This is a genomic window from Pseudomonas sp. NMI760_13, assembly GCF_021283245.1.
Classification (GTDB): domain Bacteria; phylum Pseudomonadota; class Gammaproteobacteria; order Pseudomonadales; family Pseudomonadaceae; genus Aquipseudomonas; species Aquipseudomonas peradeniyensis.
Window position 1 is genome coordinate 66,923 of record NZ_JAJSRC010000031.1, and the last position, 8,083, is coordinate 75,005.

Annotated in this window: 9 protein-coding genes; 6 read left to right on the forward strand and 3 right to left on the reverse strand. The window is 64.2% G+C overall.

Annotation, left to right across the window (positions count from 1 at the left end; all coding sequences use genetic code 11):
- The first annotated feature begins 65 nt into the window (after nt 1-65).
- The 4 genes from LU671_RS24630 (at nt 66) to LU671_RS24645 (ending at nt 4,228) form a co-directional block, all read left to right on the forward strand.
- On the forward strand, nt 66-1,703 hold the full coding sequence (locus LU671_RS24630; protein WP_232857190.1) for a phosphoethanolamine transferase: 1,638 nt from the start codon (nt 66-68) through the stop codon (nt 1,701-1,703).
- Between the two features lie 93 nt (nt 1,704-1,796).
- Complete coding sequence (gene rnd, locus LU671_RS24635) at nt 1,797-2,930, forward strand: ribonuclease D (RefSeq protein WP_232857191.1); 1,134 nt, start codon at nt 1,797-1,799, stop codon at nt 2,928-2,930.
- The gene (locus LU671_RS24640) at nt 2,927-3,220 is read left to right on the forward strand and encodes a YcgL domain-containing protein (RefSeq protein ID WP_110739238.1); all 294 of its coding nucleotides are present in this window, start codon (nt 2,927-2,929) and stop codon (nt 3,218-3,220) included. Before rnd ends, LU671_RS24640 begins: the two co-directional genes overlap by 4 nt.
- Nucleotides 3,221-3,295: 75 nt before the next feature.
- Nucleotides 3,296-4,228, forward strand: coding sequence for a D-2-hydroxyacid dehydrogenase (locus LU671_RS24645; protein WP_203651330.1), 933 nt, complete (start codon nt 3,296-3,298; stop codon nt 4,226-4,228).
- Between the two features lie 120 nt (nt 4,229-4,348).
- Here the strand turns inward: LU671_RS24645 and LU671_RS24650 are convergent, their stop codons facing one another.
- Nucleotides 4,349-4,942 carry a nitroreductase family protein gene (locus tag LU671_RS24650; RefSeq protein ID WP_203651331.1) on the reverse strand — a complete coding sequence of 198 codons (594 nt, stop codon included), beginning with the start codon at nt 4,940-4,942 and terminating at the stop codon, nt 4,349-4,351.
- A 145-nt stretch (nt 4,943-5,087) separates the two neighbouring features.
- On the opposite strand from LU671_RS24650, the gene LU671_RS24655 reads away from it, so the two are divergent.
- Complete coding sequence (locus tag LU671_RS24655; RefSeq protein ID WP_203651332.1) at nt 5,088-5,537, forward strand: YcgN family cysteine cluster protein; 450 nt, start codon at nt 5,088-5,090, stop codon at nt 5,535-5,537.
- A 25-nt stretch (nt 5,538-5,562) separates the two neighbouring features.
- Nucleotides 5,563-6,771, forward strand: coding sequence for a hypothetical protein (locus tag LU671_RS24660; protein ID WP_232857192.1), 1,209 nt, complete (start codon nt 5,563-5,565; stop codon nt 6,769-6,771).
- Between the two features lie 93 nt (nt 6,772-6,864).
- Here the strand turns inward: LU671_RS24660 and LU671_RS24665 are convergent, their stop codons facing one another.
- Both LU671_RS24665 and LU671_RS24670 read right to left on the reverse strand, forming a co-directional pair.
- Nucleotides 6,865-7,188 carry a YgaP-like transmembrane domain gene (locus LU671_RS24665; protein ID WP_232857193.1) on the reverse strand — a complete coding sequence of 108 codons (324 nt, stop codon included), beginning with the start codon at nt 7,186-7,188 and terminating at the stop codon, nt 6,865-6,867.
- A 190-nt stretch (nt 7,189-7,378) separates the two neighbouring features.
- On the reverse strand, nt 7,379-7,612 hold the full coding sequence (locus LU671_RS24670) for a hypothetical protein (protein ID WP_232857194.1): 234 nt from the start codon (nt 7,610-7,612) through the stop codon (nt 7,379-7,381).
- Nucleotides 7,613-8,083: the final 471 nt, after the last annotated feature.

Consider the following 8,083-nt stretch of genomic DNA (forward strand, 5'->3'; position numbering starts at 1 on the left):
CGGCCAACTTCCCAACCTGCCCGTCCGGGCGTGTTGGCCGCTGATGAACTCTTGTTGCGAACGCCATGCTGAAACTCAAATCCCTGCGGACCGAATGGGTCACGTTGCTGGCCAGCCTGTACCTGTTGATCGGCTTCAATAGCTTGCTTTGGCAACACCTGGAATCCATCGTGCCGCCGGGCATGGTGGGGCTGTGGCTGAGCCTGGCGTTCGCCGTGCTGATGCTGTTCGCCTTCAATCTCATACTTACCTTGCTGGCGTTTCGTTATGTCCTGAAACCGGTATTGATCGTGTTGTTCCTCAGCGGTGCAAGTGTCGCTTACTTCATGAATCAATATGGTGTGCTTATTGATGCCGGCATGTTCCGCAATGTTGCCGAAACCAATGTGGCAGAAGTACGCGATCTGCTCTCGCTGAAGTTTGCCCTGTATATCCTGCTGCTCGGTGTGCTGCCGTCGCTGCTGGTGTGGAAGGCCAGGATCGCCTATCGCCCCTGGCACCGCGAACTGCTGGGCAAGCTGGTGGTGAGTGGGGCCTGCGTCGCGGCCCTGGGCTCGGTGGCGCTGGTCAACTACCAGGGGTTGGCGTCGTTGTTTCGCAATCACCATGAACTGCGCCTGATGCTCACGCCGAGCAACATTGTCGGGGCCTCCATCGGTTATGTCAGCGAACAGGTGGGCAGCGCCACCCGGCCATTTCAGCGCTATGGCGAAGATGCCCGTCGCGATAGCGCCTGGCAGCAGCATGCGCGCAAGTCGCTGACCGTGCTGGTGGTCGGCGAGAGTGCCCGGGCGGACAACTTCGGCCTGCTCGGCTATGCCCGCGACACCACGCCACGACTGGCCAAGGAGCAGGGCCTACTGAGCTTCACCGATGTCCACTCCTGCGGCACCGAGACCGCCGTGTCGGTGCCCTGCATGTTTTCCGGCATGCCGCGCAAGGACTACGACGCCCGCGTGGCCAAGAACCGCGAGGGCCTGCTCGACATCCTCCAGCGCGCGGGCCTGGCGGTGCAGTGGCGTGACAACCAGTCCGGCTGCAAAGGCACCTGCGACCGGGTGCAGTTCATCGATGTGAGCAACCTCAAGGAGCCGGCGCTGTGCGCCAGTGGCGAATGCCATGACGAGATCCTGCTGCAGGGCCTGGCCGAGTTGCTAGACAACCTCGACCAGGACACCGTGCTGGTGCTGCACCAGATGGGCAGCCATGGCCCTGAATACTTCAAGCGCTACCCCGCGGGCAACGAACCCTTCACCCCGGTGTGCCGCAGCAACGCCCTGAACCAGTGCAGCCAGCAGGAGATCGTCAACGGCTACGACAACACCCTGGCCTACACCGACAAGGTGCTGGCTACCCTGATCGACACCTTGCGCAGCCGGCAGGACAAGGTCGACACCGCGATGATCTATCTTTCAGACCATGGCGAGTCGCTGGGCGAGTACAACCTGTTCCTGCACGGCACGCCCTACATGATCGCGCCGGACCAGCAGAAGCACGTGCCACTGCTGGCCTGGTTCTCCGACAGCTACCGCGAGGACTTCGGCCTGGACACCGAGTGCCTGGGCAAGCTGCGCGATGCACCGTTGTCCCAGGACAACCTGTTCCACTCGATGCTCGGCCTGCTGCAGGTGCGCACCGAGGTCTACCAGCGATCGCTGGACATGTTCGCCGGCTGCCGGCCGTGGCTGGCGGCCAAACGCTGAGCGGTCGACCGCCCGGCACCATGGATGGCGCGAGGTTTCACCCCCAGGGGCCGCGCCGTATATACTGCGCGCCAATGTTAGTGGGAGAGCCTCGTGGCCATCGAAATACACTGGATCCGTGACGACCAGACCCTGGCCGAACACTGCCGAAGCTGGCGCGAACAGCCCTTCGTGGCCCTCGACACCGAATTCATGCGGGTCGACACCTTCTACCCCAAGGCCGGCCTGATCCAGATCGGCGTCGGCCAGTGCGCCTATCTCATCGACCCCCTGCTGATCCGCGACTGGCTGCCGCTGGCCGGATTGCTCGAGGACAGCGGCGTGGTCAAGGTGCTGCATGCCTGCAGCGAAGACCTGGAAGTATTGCTGCGCCTGACCGGCAAGCTGCCCCAGCCGTTGTTCGACACCCAGCTGGCCGCCGGCTACCTTAACATCGGTTTCTCCATGGGCTATTCGCGCCTGGTGCAAGAGGTGCTGGGGCTCGAACTGCCCAAGGGCGAGACCCGCTCGGACTGGCTGCAACGCCCGCTGTCGGACACCCAGGTCAGCTACGCCGCCGAAGACGCCGTGCACCTGGCCGAACTGTTCGACGCCCTGCGCCCGCGCCTGTCGGATGACAAGTACGCCTGGGTGCTGGAAGACGGCGCCGAACTGGTCGCCGCGCTGCGCCGCGAAGTCGAGCCCGAAACCCTGTACCGCGACGTCAAGCTGGCCTGGAAGCTCGGTCGCCAGCAACTGGCCGTGCTGCGCGAACTGTGCGCCTGGCGCGAGCGCGAGGCCCGCAGCCGCGATGTGCCGCGCAACCGCATCCTCAAGGAACACTCGCTGTGGCCCATGGCCAGGAGCCAGCCAGACAGCCCGTCGGCGCTGGCGAAAATCGACGAGATGCATCCGCGCACCATCCGCCAGGACGGTGAGCAGCTGATCCAGCTGATCAAGCGCGCCGCCAGCCAGCCCCAGGAGCAGTGGCCCGAGCCGCTGCCCGAGCCGCTGCCGATCGAAGCCGCCGGCATTCTCAAGCGCCTGCGCGCCATCGGCCAGGCCGAAGGCGAGCGGCTGGGCATCGCCCCGGAACTGATGCTGCGCAAGAAAGCCCTCGAAGCCCTGCTCAAGAGCGGCTACCCCGACGGCCCCTATCAACTGCCCGATGCGCTGCGCGGCTGGCGTCGCGAGCGCATGGGCCAGGCCCTGCTGGACGACCTGGCGGGCGCCGGAGATTCCCGATGAAACGTATCTGCTCGATCTACAAGAGCCCACGCAAGAACGAAATGTACCTCTACGTGCTCAAGGCCGAGGGGCTGGAGCGTGTGCCTGAGGCGCTGCTGCCATTCTTCGGCAAGCCGGTGCATGCCTTCGACCTGGTGCTGACGCCTGAGCGCACGCTGGCCCGCGAGGACATCGCCAAGGTGCTGGAGAACCTCGACAAGCAGGGCTACCACCTGCAGATGCCGCCGCCGGATGACGACTACATCGAGCACCTGCCCGAAGAACTGCTGCGCCGCAACGACCCGGCCTGATCCAGGCACGGTCCCCTCTCTGATTGCGGCCCGCCTGGCGGGCCGCTTCCGTTGTTTGCCAAGGTTGTGTTTCACATGCGCGTTCTGATCGCTGAACAGGATCATGCCAACTATGCTCGCCTGCTGGGCGAGGCGGCGCCGGACCTGGAGGCCCTAACCAGCGGCGACTCCGCCGAACTGGCACGCCTGGCCCCCGACTGCCCGGTGTGGCTGGGCCAGCCGGACCTGCTGGCCAGCCTGTTGCGCCAGGGCCACAAGCCCCGCTGGATGCAATCGACCTGGGCCGGTATCACGCCGTTGCTGGCCGACGGCCTGCCACGCGACTACCGCCTGACCCGGGCGGTGGGCATCTTTGGCCAGGTGATGGCCGAGTACATGCTGACCTATATGCTTGGGCATGAGCGCGATGTGCTTTCGCGCCTGGTCAGCCAGGTCGAAAGGCGCTGGGATGACCGTCCTGGGCGGACCCTGGAGGGACGGCGGGTGCTGATCGTTGGTACCGGCGACATCGGCCAGCGCGTGGCGCAGTTCCTCGTGCCGTTCGGTGTCATCCTGCAAGGCGTGGCCAGCAGCGCCCGCGAGCAGGCGCCCTTCGTCGAAGTGGCGGGCCTCGACCAGTTGCCGCGCCTGGTCGGCCAGGCCGACTACGTAATCAACCTGCTGCCCGATACCCCGGCCACCCACGACCTGTACGATGCGGCGCTGTTCAAGTGCTTCCGCCCCAGCGCCTTGTTCATCAATGCCGGGCGTGGCGTGGCGGTGGTCGATGCCGACCTGGTCGAGGCGCTCAAGCAGGGCCACCTGGCTGGCGCGGTGATCGATGTCTGTCGCCAGGAACCCTTGCCCCAGCGCCATCCGTTCTGGACCGCCTGGGGGCTGCTGCTGACCGGGCACAGCTCGGCGCCGACCTCGCCGACGGCGATGGTGCGGTTGTTCGTCGCGAATGCGCGGGCGTATGTGGCGGAGCAGGCACTGCGGGGCGAGGTGGATTTCCAGCGAGGCTATTGACCTGAACCGGCCTCTTCGCGGGTAAACCCGCTCCCACAGGGATATCACCGCTCACAAGAGCAGTGACACACCTGTGGGAGCGGGCTTGCCCGCGAAGAGGCCGGCCCAGGCGACAGAGAATTACAGGCTGAATTCACCCTCGGCCGCCAGCTCGCTCAGCGGCCGGCGCGGGCTCGGCACTTCGCGGGCCTGCAGGCCTTCGGCCAGGGTCGCCTTGTCACCCAGCTTGCCGATCGCCACCATTGCATGCAGCGCGTAGCCCTCGGGAATTTTCAGCTCGCGGCGGGCCAGGTCCTGGTCGAAGCCGGCCATGCCGTGGCTGTGCCAGCCGCTGATGCTCGCCTGCAGCGCCAGGTGGCCCCAGGCCGAACCGGTATCGAAGGTGTGCCACAGCGCAGGCTTCTCTTCATCGGAGCCGGGCGCGGCGAAGGTGGTCTTGGAGATGATCAGCACCAGGGCCGAGGCGTGCTGCGCCCAGCTGCGGTTGAACTCGTTGAGGATGCCCAGGTAGCGCTCCCAGCTTGGCGTATCGCGGCGGGCGTAGAGGAACCGCCACGGCTGCGAGTTGTAGGCCGAAGGCGCCCAGCGCGCGGCCTCGAGGAAGCTCAGCAGGGTTTCCTGGCTGATCGGCTCGGCGGTGAAGGCGCGGGGCGACCAGCGATTGATGAACTGCTCGTTGATGGCATAGTCGGCGATGCGTGGGGTGGCGCTCATGGGTGCTCCTGCAAGGGCGGGGGAAAATACCGCACGCTACTGCGTCCGGTGAGCACTGACAAGCGGTCTGGCGTTGCCGCCGGACTGCCTCTAGACTGGCGCCGCCGCGCGCCGCGGCTTGACGTTGACTGCAGGAAACCGTGTGATGATCGCCGATACCGCGCCCTTCTGGCGGCGCAAGACCCTCGACCAGCTCGATGACCAGGAGTGGGAGTCGCTCTGCGACGGCTGCGGCCTGTGCTGCCTGCAGAAACTCGAGGACGAGGAAGACAACAGCGTCTATTACACGAGCATCGCCTGCAAGCTGCTGGACCTGCAGACCTGCCAGTGCAGCGACTACCCCAATCGCTTCGAACACGTTCCCGACTGCATCCAACTCACCCCCGGCAAGGCCGACCAGTTCAAGTGGCTGCCGCCCACCTGCGGCTATCGCCTGGTCAGCGAAGGACAGGACCTGCCGGCCTGGCACCACCTGATCAGCGGTGATCGCCAGCAGGTGCACGAGCAGCGTATTTCCCGGTCGGGGCGCATGCTCAGCGAAAACGACGTGGATGAAGACGACTGGGAAGACCATCTGATCTTCCGCGCGGGTTGAGTGTCCGGGAAACAAGGAGTTTTTTATGCGTCGCCCGTTGTTGCTGATTGTCGGCCTGCTGGCCAGTTCGCAGGTCCTGGCGAAGAAAGTCGACCTCGATTATCAGGTGCGCCTGCTGCCGCAGAGCGGCCAGGCCGAGGTGCGCCTGACCCTGGCCGACGGCAGCGCGGTGCGCAGCCTGGACTTCGACCTGGGCAAGCCCGGTGCCTACAGCGATTTTCTCGCCGATGGCCAGTGGCAGGTGCAGAACGGGCGTGGCGTCTGGCACCCGGCGGCGGGCAAGACCAGCCTCAGTTACCGTGTGCTGCTCGACCAGCAACCCCGAGGCGCCGCCCATGAGGCACGCATCACGCCGCACTGGGCGCTGTTTCGCGGCGACCAGCTGGTGCCGCCGGCGCGCCTCGACCAGCAGGACGGCACCGAACTGGTCTCGCGGCTGACCTTCGACCTGCCGGCGGGCTGGAAAAGCGTCGAAACCGCCTGGCCACGCATCGGCCGGCAGAAATTCCGTATCGACGATGTGTCGCGGCTGTTCGACCGCCCCACCGGCTGGATGCTCGCCGGCAACCTGGGCAGCCGTCGGGCGCGCCTGGGCGACACCGAGGTGACCGTGGCCGCGCCGCAGGGCCAGGGTATGCGGCGCATGGACACGCTGACCTTGCTGACCTTCGTCTGGCCGCAGTTGCAGGCGGTGTTCCCGCGCAACCCGCCGAAGCTGCTGCTGGTCGGTGCCCGGGACGAGATGTGGCGGGGCGTGCTGGCTGGCAACAACTCGCTGTACCTGCACAGCACGCGCCCGCTGGTCAGCGAAAATGGCTCCAGCCCGGTGCTGCGCGAACTGGTGCAGTTGTTCGCCCAGATCAACGACCGCGACGGCAGCGACTGGCTGGGCGAGAGCCTGGCCGACTACTACGCCACCGAGCTGCTGCGCCGCGCTGGCGGCATGAGCGATGATCGCTACGAGGCGCTGCAGGCCCGTCAGCACAAGCTGGCGGCCAAGGTGACCCACCTGAAGGGTGCCAAGGCCGATGCCGCGCAGGTGGCCCGTGGCGTGCTGCTGCTCCAGGCGCTGGATCGCGAGATTCGCTTGCACCACCACGACAAGCGCTCGCTGGACGACGTCGCCCGCGCGCTGATGCGCCTGTCGAGCGTCAGCACCGAGGAGTTCGTGCAGATCAGCGAGAACGTGCTCGGGCGACAGTCCGAGGTGTTGCAGAGCAAGGTATTGCGCTAGGCGCAGGATCTATCGCGGGGCAAGCCCGTTCCCACGCCCCCGGACATCATTTTGAACGTGGGCTCGTGGGAGCGGGCTTGCCCCGCGATGCTTTCAACCGCCGGTCACCGTCGCGGTACGGGTCGCCGCCTCGGCGCTGGCCTTCAGCGCCTTGAGCTCGGCAGCGCCTCGTTCTATGTCGCGATGCAGGCGCAGGTATTCGGCGCGATGGCGCAACCACCACGCCTTGGTCGAGCAATGCCCGCTCACGCCACGGGCCAGCGCCAAGCCGCCGACGGCAACCTGCAACATCCCTATCAGGCCACCGTGGCGCAGCCCCTTGCTGATCATCAACGCGCCCCCAGCCAGGGAGCTGACGCGCTCCAGGCCGTGGACATTGTGTTTCGGTGCGTCCGTTGTCCAATGGGTATCGTGCATTGCCAGATCTCCTCAGGTTGGTGATATCCAGCAGACTTTGACCAGCGTGCAAGCGTTCAGTGTAATTTTCCGCGTGGTTGTCCCGGTCAACTTCGAGGCTATCCTGAGCAAGGTTGGTTTATAACACTTGGCTGTGGGTGCCGTTGGCGAGCATGTTGGTTGTAATGAAAATTTTGATCAGCGTATTTAATCAGTCGTGACATGGTTTGGCTGCCGTGGCTGAACGACTGTGGAGAATTTCTAAGTTTCGATGTTTCTGTTGCTGTTGTTGTTGTTGTTGTTGTTGTTGTTGTTGTTGTTGTTGTTGTTGTTGTTGTTGCTGTTGTTCTTTTGCTTTTGCTTCTAAGCGCGCGATATCCCAGGCGATACAAGTTGCGACTTCAGGAGGCCGAACGCAGGGCTTGCGGAGGGAGGTGACGGGCATGGATGCCCGTCAAGCGCTGCGCCCCAGGATGGGGCGTTCAGCGCGGTCCTCCCGGGAGCAAGCCCGGAGTGAGGGGACCCCGGAGCGAAGCGTAGGGGCCGGATGAATGGAGCGAGGATTTTTTGGTTCCTTTTTGATCCTTCAAAAAGGGACCCGCCGGAAGGGCGGAAAGGTGACTATGCGTCACCATCGCAAATGAATGCGCATATAACTTTCAAAACACATGCTCTAAAAGTCAAAGTCAAAGTCAAAGTCAAAGTCAAAGTCAAAGTCAAAGTCAAAGTCAAAGCTAAATGCAGTCGGCGTCGGTTTTAATAGTTGTAAGTGCATTCATTTGCGATGTCGACACATAGTCACCTTTTCGCCCTTACGGCGAGTTCCTTTTTGAAGGATCTGTAGAGACCGGACACATCGCTGACACATGTGCGCAGACATGGTTGACACATTATGGTCCGTAATCAGGTTTATTCA

What these genes read in the sequence shown, in the direction of transcription:
- LU671_RS24630 (WP_232857190.1), top strand. Translation starts at nt 66, where the DNA reads ATGCTGAAACTCAAATCCCTGCGGACCGAATGGGTCACGTTGCTGGCC.
- LU671_RS24640 (WP_110739238.1), top strand. Translation starts at nt 2,927, where the DNA reads ATGAAACGTATCTGCTCGATCTACAAGAGCCCACGCAAGAACGAAATG.
- LU671_RS24645 (WP_203651330.1), top strand. Translation starts at nt 3,296, where the DNA reads ATGCGCGTTCTGATCGCTGAACAGGATCATGCCAACTATGCTCGCCTG.
- LU671_RS24650 (WP_203651331.1), bottom strand. Translation starts at nt 4,942, where the DNA reads ATGAGCGCCACCCCACGCATCGCCGACTATGCCATCAACGAGCAGTTC.
- LU671_RS24655 (WP_203651332.1), top strand. Translation starts at nt 5,088, where the DNA reads ATGATCGCCGATACCGCGCCCTTCTGGCGGCGCAAGACCCTCGACCAG.
- LU671_RS24660 (WP_232857192.1), top strand. Translation starts at nt 5,563, where the DNA reads ATGCGTCGCCCGTTGTTGCTGATTGTCGGCCTGCTGGCCAGTTCGCAG.
- LU671_RS24665 (WP_232857193.1), bottom strand. Translation starts at nt 7,188, where the DNA reads ATGCACGATACCCATTGGACAACGGACGCACCGAAACACAATGTCCAC.
- LU671_RS24670 (WP_232857194.1), bottom strand. Translation starts at nt 7,612, where the DNA reads ATGCCCGTCACCTCCCTCCGCAAGCCCTGCGTTCGGCCTCCTGAAGTC.